This is a genomic window from Actinokineospora sp. UTMC 2448, assembly GCF_024760565.1.
GTDB lineage: Bacteria > Actinomycetota > Actinomycetes > Mycobacteriales > Pseudonocardiaceae > Actinokineospora > Actinokineospora fastidiosa.
On record NZ_CP031087.1, the window covers coordinates 2878113 to 2897054 of the forward strand.

The following is an 18942-nucleotide window of genomic DNA, read 5'->3' on the forward strand; positions in this document are numbered from 1 at the left end:
ATGCCCGACGCGACCCACGCCCGGATCGAGGACCTGGTCCTGCGCGCCGACGAGGCGGTGCGGCAGGCCGAGAAGCGCGCGGCCGACCGCCAGCACCCGCGCGGCAAGCTCACCGTGCGCGAGCGCGTCGAGCGGTTCGTCGACCCGGGGTCGTTCGTGCAGATCGACGCGTTCACCCGGCACCGGGGCGGGGAGGACGACCGGCCCTACGGCGACGGCATCGTCGCGGGCCACGCCACCGTGGACGGGCGGCCGGTGTGCCTGTACGCGCAGGACTTCGCGGTGTTCGGCGGGTCGCTGGGCGAGGCGTCGGCGGCCACCGCGCAGAAGGTGCTCGACCTCGCGGTCAAGATCGGCTGCCCGGTGGTCGGCATCAACGACGGCGGCGGCGCGCGCATCCAGGAGGGCGTGGCCGCCCTCGCCGGGTACGCGGGCCTGGCCCGCAGACACGCTGCCGCGTCCGGCGTCGTCCCGCAGATCTCGCTGATCCTGGGCCCGTGCGCGGGCGGTGCCGTCTACACCCCGGCGCTGACGGACTTCACCGTCGTGGTGCGCAAGACCTCGTACATGGTCGTCACCGGGCCGGACGTCGTGCGCGCCGCGACCGGGGTCGAGGCGACCCTCGACGAGCTCGGCGGCGCCGACACCAACGCCACCGTCTCCGGCAACGCCCACCACCTCGCCGACGACGAGGACGACGCGCTGGACTGGGTGCGCACGCTGCTCGGGTTCCTGCCCGCCAACAACCGCGACCCCGTCCCGGAGTACGCCGACGACACCTCGCCCGGGCTGACCGCCACCGACTACGAGCTGCGCGGCATCGTCCCCGACTCGGAGAACGCGGCCTACGACGTCACCGAGGTCGTCTCCCGCGTGGTCGACGACGGCGACCTGCTGGCCGTGCACGACGGCTTCGCCCGCAACATGTTCTGCGCGTTCGGCCGGGTCGCCGGGCGGACCGTGGGCGTGGTCGCCAACCAGCCCGCGCACAACGCGGGCGTGCTCGACATCGACGCCTCGGAGAAGGCCGCGCGGTTCGTCCGGTTCTGCGACGCCTTCGGCATCCCCATCCTGACCTTCGCCGACGTGCCGGGCTACCTGCCGGGCGTGGAGCAGGAGCGCGGCGGCATCATCCGGCGCGGGGCCAAGCTCGTCTACGCCTACTCCGAGGCCACGGTGCCGCTGGTGACCGTCGTGGTGCGCAAGGCGTACGGCGGCGGGTACGCGGTCATGGGGTCCAAGCACCTGGGGGCCGACGTCAACCTCGCCTGGCCGACCGCGCGCATCGCCGTCGTCGGCGCGGAGGGCGCGGTGCAGGTGCTGCACCGCCGCGAGCTGGCCGGGCTGAGCGGCGCGGCGCGGGCCGAGCGCGAGCGCGAGATCGCCGACCGGCTGCGGCACTCGCACAGCTCGCCGTACCTGGCCGCCGAGCTGGGCTACGTCGACGCCGTCATCGATCCCGCCGACACCCGCGTCGCCGTGGCCCGCGCCCTGCGGCTGCTGCGCGGCAAGACCGTCGGCGTCCCCTTCCGCAAGCACGGCAACATCCCGCTTTAGCCCGGAGGTCTCCCCATGTCCCGTGTCAGATGGATCGCGCTGGTGGCGGTGTTAGCCGCGGTCGCCGTGCCGTTGTCCGCGCCGTCGGAACGGGCGGAGGCCGCCCCGACCGCCGCGGTGGCCGACGACGGCGCGCGCGTGGTGTCCCAGACCCGCGTCGGCGAGCGCATCCTCGACCTGGAGATCCTCTCGCCCGCGCTGGGCGGCAAGACCGGGATGGTGCGGCTGCTTCTGCCGCGCGGGTTCGACACCCAGGACCGCACGTGGCCGGTGCTGTACCTGCTGCACGGCTGCTGCGAGGACGAGGACTACAAGTCCTGGACCGCCTACACCGACGTCGAGGAGTTCACCGCCGACAAGGACGTCATCGCCGTCCTGCCGACCGACGGCCGCGCGGGCATGTACTCGGCCTGGTGGAACTTCGGACTGTCGAACAAGCCGGACTGGGAGACCTTCCACGTCACCGAGCTGCGCCAGATCCTGGAGCGCGGCTACCGCGCAGGCGACCGGCGGGCCGTGGCGGGGCTGTCCATCGGCGGGTACGGCGCGATGGCGTACGCCTTCCGCCACCAGGGCATGTTCGGCGCGGCCGCGTCCTACAGCGGGGTCCCGAACACGACGCTGTACGGGGTGCCGAAGTTCATCCAGGGCCTGCTGACCACCGAGGGGCTGGCGGCGTTCAACCTGTGGGGCAGCGAGTGGCTGCAGGGGTCGATCTGGCGGGCGCGCAACCCCTACGACAACGTGGAGAAGCTACGCGGGATCGGGCTGTACGTCTCGTCGGGCAACGGACGGGGCGGCCCGCTGGACCCGGGCGGCTGGGACCTGATCGAGCCGCTGTCGGAGCTGTCGTCGCGGTCGTTCACCGACAAGCTGCGCCGCTCGGGCATCCCCGTGACGGTGAACTACTACGGCGACGGCACCCACAGCTGGCCGTACTGGGAGCGCGAGTTCAAGGCGTCCTGGCCGGTGCTCGCCCGGGGACTCGGGCTGCCGTCGTGACCGCCGCCGCGTCCGAGCGCGGGCTGAGCGCCCCGCCCATCTGGGCCGAGCTGGTGCCCGAGGGCGTGGCGAAGGTCCGGCCGCTGGCCGGGAAGATGATCGCCGACGTGGTGGCCGCGGTCCGCGACGCCGTCCCCGACTACCGCCGCCCGCTCACCGGCAAGTTCCGCGAGGTGCTGGTGGGCGGGGTCGAGATGGCGATCATGCAGTGCTTCCGCTTCATCGAGGACCCGCAGGCGTCCCGGGCGGAGTGGCTCGAGGTGTTCCGCTACGCCGGGCGGGTGGAGTTCCTCGAGGGCCGCACGATGGACTCCCTGCAGACGGCCGTGCGCGTCGGCGCGCGCACGGTGTGGCGGCACCTCGGCCGCGCGGGCCAGGAACTCGGCATGTCCGCCGACGCCCTGCTCACCCTGGCCGAGGCGATCTTCGCCTACGTCGACGACATCTGCGTGGTGGCTGTCGCGGGGTATACCGAGGCCCAGGCGCAGGCGAGCGGGTCGTACGAGCGCAAGCGGCGCCAGCTGCTCAAGCTGGTGCTGTCCGACCAGCCCGGCCAGGCCCAGCCCCTGGCCGACCTCGCCGCCGCCGTCGACTGGCCGCTGCCGGGCTCGGTGGCCGTCGTCGTGCTGGAGTACCGCCCCGACCACCTGCGCATGCCGCCGCCGTCCCTGGGCCGGGATGTGCTGGTGGACCTGGAGAGCACGGACCCGTGCCTGATCCTGCCCGACCCGGACCCGGCGGCCGTGGACGCCCTGCGCCCCGCCCTGGCGGGCAGGCGCGCCGCCATCGGCCCCGCGGTCCCGCTGGCCGACGCCCACCGCTCGCGCGCGGTGGCCCGCCGGGCCCTGGCCCTGCGCCACCGCAGGATCCTGCCCGACACCGACCTGATCCACTGCGACCGGCACCTGGGCACCCTCCTGATGTTCGCCGACGAGCCGCTGGTCGCCCACATGGCCGAACGCGTCCGAGCCGTCCTCCACCCCCTGACCACCAAGCAACGCGACCGCGCCGCCACCACCCTCCACGCCTGGCTCCGCGCCCGGGGCGACGTCAACACCGCGGCCACCCTCCTCGCCGTCCACCCCCAAACGGTCCGCTACCGCCTGACCCACCTCGAATCCCTCCTCGGCGACCACCTGGCCAACCCGGAGGACCGCTTCCTGATGGAGGTGGCCGCCCACGCCTGGCTCCCCCCAGCCCACCAACCGAAGCCCGCCGACCCCAGACCGGGCCCTACCGACCCCGCCCCCGGCGCTTGACCCGCCCTGGTCTGCCCGGTGGGCCGCTCTGCCGAAACGACGACTCCGGACTGGACCGAATCGCGGTATGACGGCCCGCCATGCCATGACGTGATCGGCGGCGGCTCGTCGCGGTTGGGGGACCGCCGGTCGCAGGTTGCTTTGCGGGATCGGGTCAGCCGGCTAGCGTGCGCCAGGTGACGGAGCCGCCACCGCCTTTCGCGACGGGACTGCGTGCCGCCATCGCCGGGGCGGGGGTGACGCTGGAGAAGTTGGCCGCCGAGCTGCGCGGGCGCGGCACGCCGGTCAGTCTGGCCACCCTCAGCTACTGGTGTTCGGGGCGCAGCAGGCCCGAGCGGGCGCGGTCGTTGGCCGCGCTCGCCGAACTGGAGGACCTGCTGGGTTTGCCCGCAGGCGGGCTACGGAGGCTGCTGCCCGAGCGCAGGCCGCGCGGCTGGGCGGCCAAGCGCGAGGTGGAGCCGATCACCGCGGCGGCGCCGTGGCACCGCGTCGAGCAGGTGCGCAGGCTCCTCGACCGGCACGACCTGAGCCGGGACGGCCAGCTCAGCAGGCTCAGCGCGCACGACCGCGTCGAGATCGGGGCGGACCGGGTCAAGCGGGTCCAGCACACCCGGCAGGTGCTGCGCGCGGAGCAGGACGGCATCGACCGGATCGTGGTCGTCTGCTGGGGCGACGGGCCGGACTCGCCCGCGCCGGTGGTCGTGCCCGTCCGCAACTGCTCGGTCGGCCAGGTCGACATCGACGACGAGGCGGGGCTCGTCGCCGCCGAGTTGGTGTTCGACCGCCCGCTGGCCCGCCGGGAGACGATCGTGGTCGAGCACGCGCTGCACAGCGCCACGCCGCCGATCGCGGTCAGCCACCAGCGGATCAGCAGGCTGCCGGTGCGCGAGTACCTGATCGAGGTCTGCTTCCACCCGGCGGCGCTGCCGCACCACTGCGTGCAGTTCTCCGAGGTCGACGGCATGGAGCGGGTGCGCGCCGTCGACCTGGACTCCGAGTACACCGCGCACGCGCTCGGCCTCGACCTGCCGCCCGGGAAATACGGGCTGCGCTGGTCGTGGTAATCCCGTACACTGTACGATATGGTTGACGAGATCCTGGCCTGGTTCGCCGAGTACGACGCCCGCGCCGCCCGCGGGGACGTCGAGGGGCTGGCCGACCTGGCCATCTTCCCGCTGAACGTCGTGACCGACATCCCCGGCGGCACCGCCGCCGCGCGCACCTGGGACCGCGCCGAGTTCATCGCGGTGATGAAGGAGGTCGTGGGCGAGGGCGCCGAGCTGCGGTCCGTGCGCACCCCGCACCTGTTGGGAGACAACCTGGCCGTCGTGTTCACCGACGCGACCTACGGCGACGTCCGGATGCGCTACGCCGACATCCTGGTCCGGACCCCGGACGGCTGGGCGTTCCAGACCATGGTCCAGCCCGGCCACGGGACCGGGTGGGAGCGCTCCGAACGCGGCTGATGTGGCAGGCTCTCCCTGCTGGAGAGGAGACGCCCAGGTGATCACCGTTGTTGGCGAGGCGCTGGCCGACCTGATCGCAGGCCCGGACGGCCGCACCTTCGTCGCCCACCCCGGCGGGAGCCCGGCCAACGTCGCGCTCGGCCTCGCCCGGCTCGGCGCCCCCGCCCGGCTGGGCACCCGGGTGGGCGACGACCTGTTCGGCCGGATGGTCCGCGACCACCTCGCCGCCGACGGCGTCGAGGTGGTCGCCCTGCCCGCGCTGACCGGGCAGACCAGCGTCGCCTTCGCCGCCACGGACGCCGAGGGCGTGGCCGCCTACGACTTCCGGCTCGACTGGGACGTCACCGACCTGACGGCGTTGCCGGTGGGGACCCACCTGCACACCGGCTCGCTGGCGACCCTGCTGGAACCGGGCGCGGCCGTGGTCGAGGACGCCATGCGGCGCGCCCGGGCAGCGGGCGCGACCGTCTCGCTCGACCCGAACATGCGCCCGTCGCTGGCGGGCGAGCACGACGCGGCGGTCTCGCGCGTCGAGCGCCAGGTCGCGATGGCCGACATCGTCAAGGTCAGCGAGGAAGACCTGGAGTGGCTGTACCCGGGGGCCGACCCGATCGAGGTCGCCCGGCGGTGGGCAGACGGGCCCGCGCTGGTCGTGGTGACGCTCGGCGCGAAGGGCGCGCACGCGGTCTCCGGCGGCGCGGAGACCGCCCGGCCCGGGCCCGAGGTGACCGTCGTGGACACCGTCGGCGCGGGCGACGCGTTCATGGCGGGCCTGCTGCGCTGGCTGTCCGGCCGCCTCGGCGCGATGTCCGCCCTGGACGAGGCCGCGCTGGCCGCCGCGCTGGACTTCGCCAACACCGTCGCCGCCCGCACCTGCGCCCGGCCCGGGGCGGACCCGCCGCGGCCCGCCGACCTGGCCGACGTGTGGGGACTGTTGCCCTGACGGTGACGCGCCTACCGCCGAAAGGGCGAAACCCGCGCGCCACGCGAGGGAGCAGGCCGTCCGCGGCGTGACCTGGAGTCCGGGGTTGGGTACGGTGCGTGTCCAAGGCTTCAGTCTCGACGGGGGAGCGCATGCCCGAACGGCCCGCGCGCAGCGGTGTCATCGACTTCGACCGGCCCAACCAAGCCCGGTTGGTCGACGCGCTGCTCGGCGGCCGCGACAACTACGCCGCCGACCGCGCACTGGTCAGCCTCCTCCTGGAGGTCGACCCCGGGGCCAGGCAGGCGGCCCGCGACCACCGCGACTGGGTGCTGCGCTGCCTGCGCCTGCTGGCGACCGCGCACGGCGTCGACCAGTACATCGACCTGGGGTCCGGCCTGCCGACGACGGACAACACCCACCAGATCGTGCAGCGCCACCGGTCGGACGCGCGCGTCGTCTACGTGGACAACGACCCCGTGGTGCAGGCGTACGGGCGGGCGCTGCTGGAGGACAACGACCTCACCCACATGGCCCCCTGCGACCTGACCGACCCGCACGCCGCGCTGTCGGCGCCGGAGTTGGCCCGCGTCATCGACTTCGACCGGCCGATCGGGCTGATGATGTGCTCGGTCATCCACCACATCCTGGACGACGCCGTCGCCGCCAAGGTCGTCCGCGGCTGGGTGGACCTGCTGCCCAGCGGGTCGTACGTGCTGCTGACCCACCAGTGCGACCCGGAGGACGGCGGCGAGCACAGCGCCCTGGCCCACCGGCTCGACGCGGCGCTGCGGGACACCCCGATCGCCGGGGTGCACCGCAGGCGGGCCACGATCGAGGGCTACCTCGACGGTCTGGAAATGGTGGAGCCCGGCCTGTCGTTGTTGCATGAATGGTGGCCGGACGGACCGCGGATGCTGCCGCTGACCGGCATGAACCACCTCATGCTCGGCGCGGTGGCCCGCAAGCCCTAACGCGGCTCGGTCAAGGCGCGGTGCGCGAGGAGCGTGCCGCCCGCCATCGCCGCGGGGAAGACGACCAGCGCGGCCAGCGGGATCAGGCACAGCAGGTAGACCGGCGTGCCGAAGCCCAGCGTCATTGCCCGCCGCCCCTTGAGGGCGCGCCGCCGCTCCTTGAGGCCCTGCCCCCTGCGCACGAACGGGATGGCCGTCAGCTCCACGGCCAGCAGCCACGCCCCGACGAGCACCGCCAGCACCGGCACGACCACCTGCCCGACCACCGGCACGAAGCCCAGCGCGAACAGCACGATCCCCCACAGGACGATCCGGGCGATCAGCAGGACCGCGTCCCGGACGCCGATCCACGCCGAGCGGCCCCAGCCGATCTGCTGGGCCGACGGCACCCCGCCCAGCTCGGTGTCCTCCACCTGCTCGGCGATGCTCTCGTAGAACGGGCCGCCGATGATCAGCGTCAGGGCGCCGAACACCAGCACCGACACGGCGACGGCGAGCACGGCGACGGAGATCCCGACGCCGATCCGCAGAATTGTCTGCCAGGTCTGCGACCATCCGTCGGCGAACGGGGTCATCCAGCTCACCAGGTCGCCGAGGTTCACCGCCAGCGCGACCAGCCCGCCGAACAGCACCAGGCTGCTCAGCAGGGCGGGGACGGCCCCCTTCAGCAGCATCGACCCAGACGACAGGACCAGCCGGAAACCCCTGGCCAGCAGCCCTACCCCGACCCCGAACTCACGCACCGCGTTGATCACCGGCGCAGTGTAGTGCCCCGGCCCCGCTGGCCTTGACTTCGACATTACTTGAGCTTCTACCTTCGACACCACACCCGACGACGGAGGAACAGCGTGGACATGCAGATGGCGGCGTGGTCGTCGCTCTACAACACGATGCGCGCGCGATCCGGGCCGGTGCCCACGCGGCAGACGCTGAAACGGGTGGTCGGGTTCGCCCGGCCGTTACGCGGCAGGCTCGCGGTCTTCGTCGGGCTGAGCACGGTGCTGGCCGCGCTGACCGTGGCCACGCCCGTGCTGGCCGGACGCGTCGTCGAGGCGATCGTGAGCGGCGACTCCTCCGGCGTCGTGGTGGTGCTGGCGCTGGTGATCGCCGGGGTCGCCGTCGCCGAGGCGGGGCTCGGCCTGGTCAACCGCTGGCTGTCCTCGACCATCGGCGAGGGCATGATCCTCGACCTGCGCACCAGGGTGTTCGACCACGTCCAGCGGATGCCGGTCGCGTTCTTCACCCGCACCCGCACCGGCGCGCTGGTCTCCCGGCTCAACAACGACGTCATCGGCGCGCACCGCGCCTTCGGCGACACGCTGGCGGGCGTGGTCGGCAACCTGGTCACGCTGATCCTGACGCTCGTGGTCATGATCGGGATCTCCTGGCAGGTGACGCTGCTGTCGCTGGTCCTGCTCCCGGTGTTCGTGCTCCCCGCCCGCCGCATGGGCACCCGGCTGGCCGCGCTGCGCCGCGAGGCCGCCGACCACGACGCCACCATGAACACGCAGATGACCGAGCGGTTCTCCGCGCCCGGCGCGACCCTGGTCAAGCTGTTCGGCAGGCCCGACGAGGAGTCCCGCGAGTTCGCGGTGCGGGCCCGGCGGGTGCGCGACATCGGTGTGCGGAGCGCGGTGCTGCAGTGGGTGTTCGTCACCGCGCTCACCCTGGTCTCGGCGCTGGCCCTGGCTCTGGTCTACGGCCTCGGCGGCGTGCTCGCCCTGGCGGGCAGCCTCGACGCGGGCGCGGTCGTGGCGCTCGCCCTGCTGCTGACCCGGCTCTACTCGCCGCTGACCGCGCTGGCCAACGCCCGCGTGGACATCATGAGCGCGCTCGTCAGCTTCGAGCGGGTGTTCGAGGTGCTCGACCTGCCGCCGCTGATCACCGACAAGCCCGACGCGCGGGAGGTCCCCGAGGGGCCGGTCTCGGTCGAGTTCGACAAGGTCCGCTTCGCCTACCCGGCCGCGGACAAGGTGTCGCTCGCCTCACTGGAGGAGGTCGCCGTGCTCGACACCCGGGGCGGCGAGGAGGTCCTGCACGAGGTGTCGTTCCGGGTGGAGCCCGGCCAGGTGGTCGCGCTCGTCGGGTCGTCGGGCGCGGGCAAGTCCACCATCGCGTCCCTGGCGCCGCGCCTCTACGACGTCGACTCCGGCGCGGTCCGGCTCTCCGGCGTCGACGTCCGCGACCTGCGCGCCGACTCGCTGCGCGGCGCGGTCGGCATGGTCACCCAGGACGGCCACCTGTTCCACGACACCATCGCCGCCAACCTGCGCTTCGCCCGCCCGGACGCCTCCGACGCCGACCTGTGGGACGCGCTGCGCCGGGCCCGGCTCGCCGACCTCATCGCCTCCCTGCCGGACGGGCTGGAGACGGTCGTCGGCGAACGCGGCTACCGGCTCTCCGGGGGCGAGCGCCAGCGCCTCACGATCGCCCGCCTGCTCCTGGCCCGCCCTCGGGTCGTGATCCTCGACGAGGCCACCGCGCACCTGGACACGACCTCGGAGGCGGCGGTGCAGGCCGCGCTCACCGAGGCCCTGCAGGGCAGGACGGCCCTGGTCATCGCCCACCGGCTGTCGACCATCCGCGCCGCCGACCAGATCCTGGTCATCGAGGCGGGCCGCGTCGTCGAGCAGGGCACCCACGACGACCTGCTGGCCCGCGACGGCCGCTACGCCGAACTGCACCGGACCCAGTTCGCCGAGGAGCCCGCGGCGGCCTGAGGAAATATCCTGGGGAGCACTGTCGATTCCGGCCGTCCCCGCCCGTCGGGTGGGTGACGGCCGGAACGCCCGGCCGGTGCGAACAGAGAAGGTTCGATCATGAAGGGCGAGAAGTTCGAGGTCCGCTACACCGCCGTCCTGCCCGCGACCCCGGCGGTCGTGTGGGACGCGCTCACCGTCAACGCGGGCGGCTGGCTCTGGCCGGTGAGCTACGAGCCCCGCGTCGGCGGCAGGCAGGAGGGCCTCGACGACGGCGTCGTCACCGAGTGGGACCCCGAGCGGCGGCTCGCGACCCACGCCTCCCGCGACGACGGCTGGTTCAACACGCTGACCTACACCCTGGAGAAGGTCCCCGGCGGGACCCGGCTGGACTACGTCCACCAGGGGGTGCACGAGAACGACTACGCCACCGAGCAGGCGTCCTGCGTGGCCCACACCGACCTCTACTTCCACACCCTGGGCCAGTACGTGGCGCACTTCCCCGGCCGCACGGCCACCTACGTCTCCGCCGACGCCCCGGCCGGGATGTCCTACGCCGCCGTCCTGGAGGCGCTGGGCCTGACCTCGGGGGAGGAGCGGGTCCGCTTCACCACCCCCGACGGGAGCGTGTCGGGAATCGTGGACTACCGCACCGAGAACTTCCTCGGCGTCCGCACCGAGGACGCGCTGTACCGCTTCTTCGGCCGCGACACCTGGGGCTGGCCGGTGGGCGTCGCCCACCACCTGTTCGGCGGCGGAGCCTCCAGCGAGGCCTGGGAGAAGTGGCTGGGCGCCCTCCGCGTGGGCGGCTGGGTCTAGGGCGGTGGGGGTCCCGCAGCCGGGACCCCCACCCCTCACTCCGCAGCGGCCTTCTGGTTGCTCAGGCCTTCGGTGATGAGGTTCATGACGGTTTGGTCGGCGAGGGTGGTGGTGTCGCCGAGTTCGCGGTTCTCGGCGATGTCGCGTAGGAGCCTGCGCATGATCTTGCCGCTGCGGGTCTTGGGCAACTCCTCGACGATCAGGATTTGGCGGGGTTTGGCGATGGCGCCGATCTCTTGGGCGACGTGGTTGCGCAGGGTGGTGATGTGGGTGTCGCGGTCGGCGGCGGCTTTGCCGCGGGGGATGACGAAGGCGACGATGCCCTGTCCGGTGGTGGGGTCGCTCGCCCCGACCACGGCGGCTTCGGCGACGGTGGGGTGGGAGACCAGCGCGGATTCGACCTCGGTGGTGGAGATGCGGTGGCCGGAGACGTTCATGACGTCGTCGACGCGGCCGAGGAGCCAGATGTGGCCGTCGTTGTCGTATTTGGCGCCGTCGCCTGCGAAGTAGTAGCCCTGCTCGGCATAGCGGGACCAGTACGTGTCGGTGAAGCGGTCGGGGTCGCCCCAGATGCCGCGCAGCATGCCCGGCCACGGCTCGGTGAGCACGAGGTAGCCGCCGGAGCCGTGGGGGACCTCGGTGCCGGTGTCGTCGACGACCTGGGCGCTGATGCCGGGCAGGGGGACCTGGGCGGAGCCGGGTTTGGTCTTGGTGACGCCGGGCAGGGGGCTGATCATGATGGCGCCGGTCTCGGTCTGCCACCAGGTGTCGACCACGGGGCAGCGGTCGCCGCCGATGTGGGTGCGGTACCAGACCCAGGCCTCGGGGTTGATGGGTTCGCCGACGGAGCCGAGCAGGCGCAGCGAGGACAGGTCGTGGGCGGCGGGGTTGTCGGTGCCCCATTTCATGAAGGTGCGGATGAGGGTGGGGGCGGTGTAGTAGATGGTGACGCCGTATTTGGCGATGATCTCGAAGTGGCGGCCCTGGTGGGGGGTGTTGGGGGTGCCTTCGTAGACGACCTGGGTGGCGGCGTTGGCGAGGGGGCCGTAGACGATGTAGGAGTGGCCGGTGACCCAGCCGATGTCGGCGGTGCACCAGTAGACGTCGGTGTCGGGTTTGAGGTCGAAGACCGCGTGGTGGGTGTAGGCGACCTGGGTGAGGTAGCCGCCGCTGGTGTGCAGGATGCCCTTCGGCTTCCCGGTGGTGCCGGAGGTGTAGAGGATGAAGAGCGGGTGCTCGGAATCGAACGCCTCCGCCTCATGCGTGGTCGGCTGGTCATCGACCAGGTCGTGCCACCACACGTCCCGGTCCGGGACCCAGTCGACCTCGGCGCCGGTCCGCCGCACCACGACCACGTGCTCGATGGACGGGGTCTGCGCCGTCGCCTCGTCGGTCAGGTTCTTCATCGGCACGGCCTCGCCCCGCCGGTACTGGCCGTCGGCGGTGATCAGCACCCGGGCCTGCGCGTCGTTGATCCGGGACTGCAGGGCGGCCGGTGAGAACCCGCCGAACACCACGCTGTGCACCAGGCCCAGACGGGCGCAGGCGAGCATCGCGACGATGGCCTCCACCAGCATCGGCATCTGGATCGCCACCCGGTCCCCGGCCCGCAGCCCCAGGAACGCCAGCCCGTTCGCCGCCTGGCACACCATGTCCCGCAGCTGGCCGTACGTCACCGTCCGCGTGTCACCGGGCTCGCCCTCCCAGTGCAGCGCCACCCGCTCGCCCAGCCCGGCCTCGACGTGCCGGTCCACGCAGTTGTAGGCGACGTTGAGCCTGCCGCCGACGAACCACTTCGCGAACGGGGCGTCCGACCAGTCCAGCACCTGGTCCCACTCGGTGTCCCAGGCCAGCCTCCGCGCCTGCTCGGCCCAGAACGCCAGCCGGTCCGCCGACGCCTCCGCGTACGCCGCCGCCGACAGGTTCGCCTGGGCGGAGAAGCCCTCGGGCGGGGCGAACTCCCGCGTCTCGGTCGACAGGTTGTCCAGGGTCTTTCCGCTCATCGATCCTCCGAACCGCGCCGGGCCTGGGGGTGGGTCGCCGGGTGTGGCTGGTCACAGTAGGAGGAGCGCGGGGCCGATCGACGGTCCGCGCGACGGATGGTCCGGGGACGGGGACGAACGGTCCACGAGCGTTGTCCGAAGAAGGTGAGACAGGACATAACATCTACCCCGACACGTCCGGGACGACAGGGGAGCTGATGGCGGCACCGCAGCCTGGGGAGCCCCCACGCGCCTGGCTGCCCTGGTCGCGGACCGACCCGGCGGCGGTGCTCGCCTCCGCCCGGCACATCGCCGACGACCTGGCCGACGGCCTCGCGGGCACCCGCGTCCGCGCCGCCGCCCGGGGCGTGCGCAGGCTCCTCGGCGCGAGCGGCGTCGGGCTCGCCGACCTGTCCGGCCGCCCGGTCTGGGCCGGGACGGTCCCGCACGGGCCGCGCTGGGTGGAGCTGGTCGACCAGGTCCTGCACAACGAGACCCGGGCGGGCCGCCCGCCCCTGGTCGTCACGCCGCTGCACGTCCACGACGAGCTCGCCGGGGTGCTGGTCGTCGCCGGGCAGGTGCGCCGCACTGCGGTCGCCGAGGTGGCCGACTGGATCACCGCCGCCCTCGAACGCGCCCGCCTCGAGGCCAGCGCCGAGCACGCCGCCCAGGCCGAGTTACGCGCGCTGCGGGCCGAGATCTCCCCGCACTTCGTCTACAACGCCCTGACCGTCATCGCCTCGCTGGTCCACTCCGACCCCGAGCGCAGCCGGGAGCTCATGCTCGACTTCGCCGACTACAACCGCTACAGCCTCGCCAGCCACGGCGAGTACACCACCGTCGCCGACGAGTTCCACGCCATCGAGACCTACCTGGCGCTGCAGCGGGCCGTCCTCGGCGACCGGCTGCGCGTGCAGGTGCGGGTCGCGCCCGAGGTGCTGGCCGTGGCGATCCCGTACCTCGTCCTGCAGCCGCTGGTCGAGAACGCCGTCCGGCACGGCATCGAGCCGCGGTCGGCGGGCGGGACCGTGCAGGTCACCGGCGAGGCGGAGGGCAGCGACTGCGTGATCACCGTCGAGGACGACGGCGTCGGCATGGTCCCCGCCAAGGCCGAGGCGCTGCTGGCGGGCCGCGACGCCGCGGGCAGCGTCGGCCTGGCCAACGTCGATCGGCGGCTGCGTAACGTGTACGGCTCCTGGTACGGATTGGTCCTCGAAACCGCAGAGGACGCCGGGACGAAGGTGATCGTCCGAATGCCGATGTTCTCCCCGGGAGTGATGCCGTGATGGGCAGGGACCCGAGAAGCGGCGGTGGTCTGCGCGTGCTCGCCGTGGACGACGTGCGCGCCGCGCTCGACGAGCTGTGCAGGCTGCTGCGCGCCGCCCCCGAGGTGGACGACGTCCGCGCGGCCGCCGACGCGCTCAGCGCGCTGAAGATGATCCAGGCCGAGCCGTTCGACGGCGTCTTCCTCGACATCTCCATGCCCGGCCTCAACGGCCTCGAACTCGCCTCGCTGCTGGCCAAGCTCAGCGAGCCGCCCGCGATCGTGTTCGTCACCGCCTTCGACGGGCACGCCGTCTCCGCCTACGGCATCGGCGCGCTGGACTACCTGCTCAAGCCGGTCCGCGCCGAGCGCCTGGCCGACGCGCTGGCCAGGGTCGAGCGCTTCGTCGCCGCCCGCAGGGCCACCGAGGCCAGCGAGCAGGCGCCGCCGCCCAAGCCGGACGCCATGCCCGTGCTGCCGGTGGAGACCGACGGCCGCATCCGCTACGTCCGCCGCGGCGACGTCCGCTACGCCGAGGCCCACGGCGACTACGTCCGCCTGCACACTGCCAGCGGAGTGCACCTGGTCCGCATGCCGATCTCGCGGCTGCAGGAGTACTGGGAGGAGTCCGGCTTCGTCCGCGTGCACCGCGGCTACCTGGTCGCCATCGACGGCGTGCGCGAGCTGCGCAGCGACTCCGTGGGCGGGATGCTCGCCCACACCGACCTCGGCGACGTGCCCGTGAGCCGCCGCCACGCCCGCGAGCTGCGCGAACGCCTGCTGCAGGCGGCCCAGCGCGGGGAACTGGGCAGACGGTGAACGGGCGGGGGCCGCGGTGAGCCCGCACCGGCGCCAGGTCGTCACCAGCCCGCAGACCCGGCTGGCGCACGCGCGCCGCAGGCACCGCACGTCCTGGCGCCCGCCCGCGCTCGACCCGGCCGACGCGCGCCGCGCGCTGGCGGTCTACAAGGCGCAGCGGGTGCGCGCGGTCTCCGCCGTCGCCGCCCTGCTCGTGCTCATGGTCGGCCTGCCCCTGCTGCTGCGCGCCTATCCCGGCCTCGACGACGTCCGGCTGCTCGGCATCCCGGTGTCGTGGCTGGCGCTGCTGGCGCCGTACCCGGCGATGGTCGCCCTCTCCTGGTGGCAGCTGCGCCGCGCGGAGAAGGCCGAGGAGACCGCGGAGCCCGACCCGTGATCGTCTTCGCGGTCGTGCCGGTCGTCCTGGTCACCCTGCTGATCGGCCTGCGCGGGGTCGCGGCCATGCGCACCACCTCCGACTTCCTCATCGCCTCCCGCCGCGTCTCGCCGCTGCTGAACTCCGCTGCGGTGTCGGGGGAGTACCTGTCGGCGGCGTCGTTCCTGGGCGTGGCCGGGCTCGTGGTCAAGGACGGCATCGGCGCGCTGTGGTACCCGGTCGGGTTCACCGCGGGCTACGTCGCCATGCTCGCCCTCGTCGCCGCGCCCATGCGCCGCTCGGGCGCGGTCACCGTGCCGGACTTCGCCGAGGCGCGGCTGGCCTCGACCTCGCTGCGCAGGCTGGCCGCGGTGGTGGTGCTGGTGATCGGCGGGCTGTACCTGGTGCCGCAGTTCCGCACCGCGGGCCTGGTGCTCAGCGCGGTCGGCGGCAGCCCGTACTGGGTCGGCGTCGTCATCGCCGCGTTCGCCGCCGCGATGACCCTCGCGCTCGGCGGGATGCGCGCGGCGACCTACGTGCAGGCGTTCCAGTTCGTGTTCAAGCTGGTGCTGTTCATCATCCCGGCGATCTGGCTGCTGATCGCGGTCGGCCCGCAGGTCCGGCACGAGGCAGTGCACCCGGTCGAGTTCACCCACTTCGCGCGGGACACCCCGGTCGCGTTCGAGCTGGAGGTCACCCTCGAACTCGACGAGCCCACTTCGGTGCGCACCGCCGACGGCAGCATGTCGGTGCTGCCGCCGGGGGAGTTCGCCGTCCCGCAGGGCACCACCATCGTCTTCGCCGACGGCGCGCCCGTGCCCGGCGTGCGCGGCGGGTCCCCGCCCGGCGCCGAGGGCTGGCAGCGGCCGCTGCTGGACCTGCGCGACGCGGGCTACCCGCTGCTGGGCACCCTCGCCGTCCTCGTCGCCACCATGCTCGGCACGATGGGCCTGCCGCACGTGCTGATGCGCTTCCACACCAGCCCCAACGGCCGCGCCGCCCGCCGCACGGCCGCGCTCACCGTCGCCCTGCTCAGCGTCTTCTACCTGTTCCCCGGCATCTACGGGACGTTGGCGAAGGTCCTGGTCCCGCAGCTGTACCTGTCGGGGGCGACGGACACGGCCGTGGTGGCGCTGCCGTCCCAAGTGGACGCCGGGCCGTGGGGGCCGGTGTTCACCGGGCTGCTCACCGCGGGCGCGTTCGCCGCGTTCCTGGCGACCTCGCTGGGCCTGCTGCTGGTCGTGGCGGGCGCGATCTCGCACGACCTGCTGCCCGGCGGGCTGGCCCGGCTGCGTTTCACCGTGATCGGCGCGGCCGCGGTCGTCGTGCTGCTGGCCCTGCCGTCCGCGCGCATCGACGCGGGCGTGCTCGTCACGTGGGGCTTCACCGTGGCGGCCTCGACGTTCTGCCCGCTGCTGGTGCTGGGCATCTGGTGGTCGCGGCTGACGGTCGCGGGCGCGTTCGCAGGAGTCTCCGCCGGTCTGCTCGCCTCGGCGGGCGCGATCGCGGCGACGCTGTTCGCGCCGCCGGTCGATGGCTGGCTGTCGATCCTGATCGCCCAGCCAGCGCCCTGGTCGGTCCCGCTCGCCTTCGCCACCATGGTGGTGGTGTCGCTGTTCGGCCGTCCGCCCGCGTGGTCCGGCGCGGCCATGCTGCGCCTGCACCTGGGGGAGCGGCACGCCCCGTCGGCGCACCGCGGACGTGACCTGGGCCACTCGTCTTGGTCGGCGCGCCGCTCGTCTGCCGTTCGTCGCATCACCCGTCGTTTGGACCGCTGACGCTTCAAGCGGCCGTGCGCCCTCCCTAGCGTGACGCGGACCACCCCGTCGGAGGAGGCGCGCATGAGCACCACCGAGTCCCAGGCTCGGCCCCCAGACAACGCAGACCAGTGGACCGAGGTCCAGTCCAGTGCGGAGTTCGTCGAACTGCGCAGGCGGCTGCGCACGTTCGTCTTCCCGATGACCGCCCTGTTCCTGGTGTGGTACCTGCTGTATGTCCTGCTGGCCGACTACGCGCCGGAGTTCATGTCCACCAAGCTCCTCGGCAACATCAACGTCGGCCTGGTGCTCGGGCTGCTGCAGTTCGTCTCCACGTTCCTGATCACCACGCTCTACGTCCGCTACGCCAACCGCAAGCTCGACCCGCTGGCGCAGAAGCTCCGCGAGTCCGTCGGGGAGGACCAGGGATGACGACCCTCGCGCAAGGGGTGGAGGGCAACAGCCCCATCCTGAACATCAGCATCTTCGGCGCGTTCGTCGTCATCACGCTGATCGTGGTGTTCCGGGCCAGCCGCAACACCAAGACCGCCGCGGACTACTACGCCGCGGGCCGCTCGTTCACCGGCCCGCAGAACGGCGTCGCGATCTCCGGGGACTACCTGTCGGCTGCGTCGTTCCTCGGCATCGCGGGCGCGATCGCGCTCAACGGCTACGACGGCTTCCTGTACTCCATCGGCTTCCTCGTCGCCTGGCTCGTCGCCCTGCTGCTGGTGGCGGAGCTGTTGCGCAACACCGGCAAGTACACGATGGGCGACGTCCTGGCGTTCCGCATGAAGCAGCGCCCGGTGCGCGCGGCGGCGGCGACCTCCACGCTGGTCGTGTCGTTCTTCTACCTGCTCGCCCAGATGGCGGGCGCGGGCGGCCTCGTCGCCCTGCTGCTCGGCATCACCGGAGCGGGCGGCCAGGCCGTCGTCATCGCCGCCGTCGGCATCATCATGATCGTCTACGTGCTGGTCGGCGGCATGAAGGGCACCACGTGGGTGCAGATCATCAAGGCCGCCCTGCTGATCACCGGCGCGCTGGCCATGACGATCTGGGTGCTGGCCCAGTTCGGCTTCAACCTCTCGGCGCTGCTCGGTGGCGCGGTCGAGACCGGCGCGGCCAACGGCGGCGAGGCGCTGCTGAACCCGGGCAAGGCCTACGGCGCCACCGAGACCAGCAAGCTGGACTTCATCTCGCTGGCCCTGGCACTGGTGCTGGGCACCGCCGGCCTGCCGCACATCCTGATGCGCTTCTACACCGTGCCCACGGCCAAGGAGGCCCGCCGCTCGGTGGTCTGGGCCATCTGGCTGATCGGCATCTTCTACCTGTTCACCCTGGTGCTGGGCTACGGCGCGGGCGCGCTCGTCGGCCCCGACGCCATCAAGGCCGCGCCCGGTGGGGCGAACTCCGCGGCGCCGCTGCTGGCCCAGGCCCTCGGCGGACCGGTGCTGCTCGGCTTCATCGCCGCGGTCGCCTTCGCCACGATCCTGGCGGTGGTCGCGGGCCTGACGATCACCGCGTCGGCGTCGTTCGCCCACGACATCTACGCCAACATCATCAAGAAGGGCCAGGTCGACGACAAGAACGCCGAGGTCCGCGTCGCCCGGATCACCGCGGTGGTCATCGGCGCGGTCGCCATCGTCGGCGGCATCGTCGCCAACGGCCAGAACATCGCGTTCCTGGTGGCGCTGGCCTTCGCGGTCGCGGCGTCGGCGAACCTGCCGACGATCCTGTACTCGCTGTTCTGGAAGCGCTTCAACACCAGCGGCGCACTCTGGAGCATCTACGGCGGCCTGGCGGTCTGCGTCCTGCTGATCGTCTTCTCGCCCGCGGTCTCCGGCAAGGCCAGCGCGATGTTCCCGGACGCGGACTTCGCCTGGTTCCCGCTGGCCAACCCCGGCATCGTCTCGATCCCGGTCGCCTTCGTCCTCGGCTGGCTGGGCACCGTGATCGGCGGCAAGGCCGACGAGAAGAAGTACGCCGAGATGGAGGTGCGCGCGCTGACCGGCGCGGGCGCCGAGAAGGCGGTCGTCCACTGAGGACGCCGCAAGCGAGCCGACGGCT

17 protein-coding genes are annotated in these 18942 nt (G+C 72.8%); 15 read left to right on the forward strand and 2 right to left on the reverse strand.

The window, feature by feature from the left end; genetic code table 11:
- The 7 genes from Actkin_RS13435 to Actkin_RS13465 all read left to right on the forward strand — a co-directional run bounded on the left by Actkin_RS13435 (position 1) and on the right by Actkin_RS13465 (position 7180).
- A complete protein-coding gene (locus Actkin_RS13435; RefSeq protein ID WP_189214443.1) occupies positions 1-1557 on the forward strand; it encodes an acyl-CoA carboxylase subunit beta in 1557 nt (518 codons plus the stop codon).
- A gap of 15 nt (positions 1558-1572) precedes the next feature.
- A complete protein-coding gene (locus Actkin_RS13440) occupies positions 1573-2559 on the forward strand; it encodes an alpha/beta hydrolase (RefSeq protein WP_189214444.1) in 987 nt (328 codons plus the stop codon).
- Positions 2556-3818 (forward strand): PucR family transcriptional regulator, encoded by a 1263-nt coding sequence (locus Actkin_RS13445; protein ID WP_258907434.1) that lies wholly within the window; start codon positions 2556-2558, stop codon positions 3816-3818. The genes Actkin_RS13440 and Actkin_RS13445 overlap by 4 nt, the downstream gene beginning before the upstream one ends.
- Positions 3819-3994: 176 nt before the next feature.
- Entirely contained in the window at positions 3995-4882 is an 888-nt protein-coding gene (locus tag Actkin_RS13450) for a helix-turn-helix domain-containing protein (RefSeq protein WP_189214446.1), read from the forward strand.
- Positions 4883-4900: 18 nt separating this feature from the next.
- A complete protein-coding gene (locus Actkin_RS13455; RefSeq protein ID WP_258907435.1) occupies positions 4901-5284 on the forward strand; it encodes a nuclear transport factor 2 family protein in 384 nt (127 codons plus the stop codon).
- Positions 5285-5321: 37 nt separating this feature from the next.
- Positions 5322-6227 (forward strand): carbohydrate kinase family protein, encoded by a 906-nt coding sequence (locus tag Actkin_RS13460; protein WP_258907436.1) that lies wholly within the window; start codon positions 5322-5324, stop codon positions 6225-6227.
- 131 nt (positions 6228-6358) lie between these two features.
- Positions 6359-7180 carry an SAM-dependent methyltransferase gene (locus Actkin_RS13465; RefSeq protein ID WP_189214449.1) on the forward strand — a complete coding sequence of 274 codons (822 nt, stop codon included), beginning with the start codon at positions 6359-6361 and terminating at the stop codon, positions 7178-7180.
- Here the strand turns inward: Actkin_RS13465 and Actkin_RS13470 are convergent.
- Positions 7177-7935 carry an EI24 domain-containing protein gene (locus Actkin_RS13470; protein WP_258907437.1) on the reverse strand — a complete coding sequence of 253 codons (759 nt, stop codon included), beginning with the start codon at positions 7933-7935 and terminating at the stop codon, positions 7177-7179. The genes Actkin_RS13465 and Actkin_RS13470 overlap by 4 nt on opposite strands.
- A gap of 99 nt (positions 7936-8034) precedes the next feature.
- On the opposite strand from Actkin_RS13470, the gene Actkin_RS13475 reads away from it, so the two are divergent.
- Both Actkin_RS13475 and Actkin_RS13480 read left to right on the forward strand, forming a co-directional pair.
- Positions 8035-9900, forward strand: coding sequence for an ABC transporter ATP-binding protein (locus Actkin_RS13475; RefSeq protein WP_396122987.1), 1866 nt, complete (start codon positions 8035-8037; stop codon positions 9898-9900).
- A gap of 99 nt (positions 9901-9999) precedes the next feature.
- Positions 10000-10698, forward strand: coding sequence for an SRPBCC family protein (locus tag Actkin_RS13480; protein ID WP_258907438.1), 699 nt, complete (start codon positions 10000-10002; stop codon positions 10696-10698).
- A gap of 35 nt (positions 10699-10733) precedes the next feature.
- Here Actkin_RS13480 and acs read toward each other — a convergent pair whose 3' ends face one another.
- Entirely contained in the window at positions 10734-12701 is a 1968-nt protein-coding gene (gene acs, locus Actkin_RS13485) for an acetate--CoA ligase (protein ID WP_258907439.1), read from the reverse strand.
- Between the two features lie 197 nt (positions 12702-12898).
- On the opposite strand from acs, the gene Actkin_RS13490 reads away from it, so the two are divergent.
- The 6 genes from Actkin_RS13490 (at position 12899) to Actkin_RS13515 (ending at position 18917) form a co-directional block, all read left to right on the forward strand.
- Positions 12899-13966: a sensor histidine kinase gene (locus Actkin_RS13490; protein ID WP_189214453.1), complete on the forward strand. Its 1068-nt coding sequence runs from the start codon at positions 12899-12901 to the stop codon at positions 13964-13966.
- Positions 13966-14763 (forward strand): LytR/AlgR family response regulator transcription factor, encoded by a 798-nt coding sequence (locus Actkin_RS13495; protein WP_189214454.1) that lies wholly within the window; start codon positions 13966-13968, stop codon positions 14761-14763. The genes Actkin_RS13490 and Actkin_RS13495 overlap by 1 nt, the downstream gene beginning before the upstream one ends.
- A gap of 16 nt (positions 14764-14779) precedes the next feature.
- Entirely contained in the window at positions 14780-15139 is a 360-nt protein-coding gene (locus tag Actkin_RS13500) for a hypothetical protein (protein ID WP_189214455.1), read from the forward strand.
- Complete coding sequence (locus Actkin_RS13505; RefSeq protein WP_229787850.1) at positions 15136-16896, forward strand: sodium/solute symporter; 1761 nt, start codon at positions 15136-15138, stop codon at positions 16894-16896. Before Actkin_RS13500 ends, Actkin_RS13505 begins: the two co-directional genes overlap by 4 nt.
- A gap of 63 nt (positions 16897-16959) precedes the next feature.
- Positions 16960-17307 carry a DUF485 domain-containing protein gene (locus Actkin_RS13510; protein WP_189214456.1) on the forward strand — a complete coding sequence of 116 codons (348 nt, stop codon included), beginning with the start codon at positions 16960-16962 and terminating at the stop codon, positions 17305-17307.
- Positions 17304-18917, forward strand: coding sequence for a monocarboxylic acid transporter (locus Actkin_RS13515; protein WP_189214457.1), 1614 nt, complete (start codon positions 17304-17306; stop codon positions 18915-18917). The genes Actkin_RS13510 and Actkin_RS13515 overlap by 4 nt, the downstream gene beginning before the upstream one ends.
- Positions 18918-18942 lie beyond the last annotated feature (25 nt).

Coding starts and splice junctions, on each gene's coding strand:
- Actkin_RS13490 (WP_189214453.1), top strand. CDS start 12,899: ATGGCGGCACCGCAGCCTGGGGAGCCCCCACGCGCCTGGCTGCCCTGG.
- Actkin_RS13475 (WP_396122987.1), top strand. CDS start 8,035: ATGCAGATGGCGGCGTGGTCGTCGCTCTACAACACGATGCGCGCGCGA.
- Actkin_RS13440 (WP_189214444.1), top strand. CDS start 1,573: ATGTCCCGTGTCAGATGGATCGCGCTGGTGGCGGTGTTAGCCGCGGTC.
- acs (WP_258907439.1), bottom strand. CDS start 12,701: ATGAGCGGAAAGACCCTGGACAACCTGTCGACCGAGACGCGGGAGTTC.
- Actkin_RS13465 (WP_189214449.1), top strand. CDS start 6,359: ATGCCCGAACGGCCCGCGCGCAGCGGTGTCATCGACTTCGACCGGCCC.
- Actkin_RS13480 (WP_258907438.1), top strand. CDS start 10,000: ATGAAGGGCGAGAAGTTCGAGGTCCGCTACACCGCCGTCCTGCCCGCG.
- Actkin_RS13515 (WP_189214457.1), top strand. CDS start 17,304: ATGACGACCCTCGCGCAAGGGGTGGAGGGCAACAGCCCCATCCTGAAC.
- Actkin_RS13435 (WP_189214443.1), top strand. CDS start 1: ATGCCCGACGCGACCCACGCCCGGATCGAGGACCTGGTCCTGCGCGCC.
- Actkin_RS13455 (WP_258907435.1), top strand. CDS start 4,901: ATGGTTGACGAGATCCTGGCCTGGTTCGCCGAGTACGACGCCCGCGCC.
- Actkin_RS13510 (WP_189214456.1), top strand. CDS start 16,960: ATGAGCACCACCGAGTCCCAGGCTCGGCCCCCAGACAACGCAGACCAG.
- Actkin_RS13495 (WP_189214454.1), top strand. CDS start 13,966: ATGGGCAGGGACCCGAGAAGCGGCGGTGGTCTGCGCGTGCTCGCCGTG.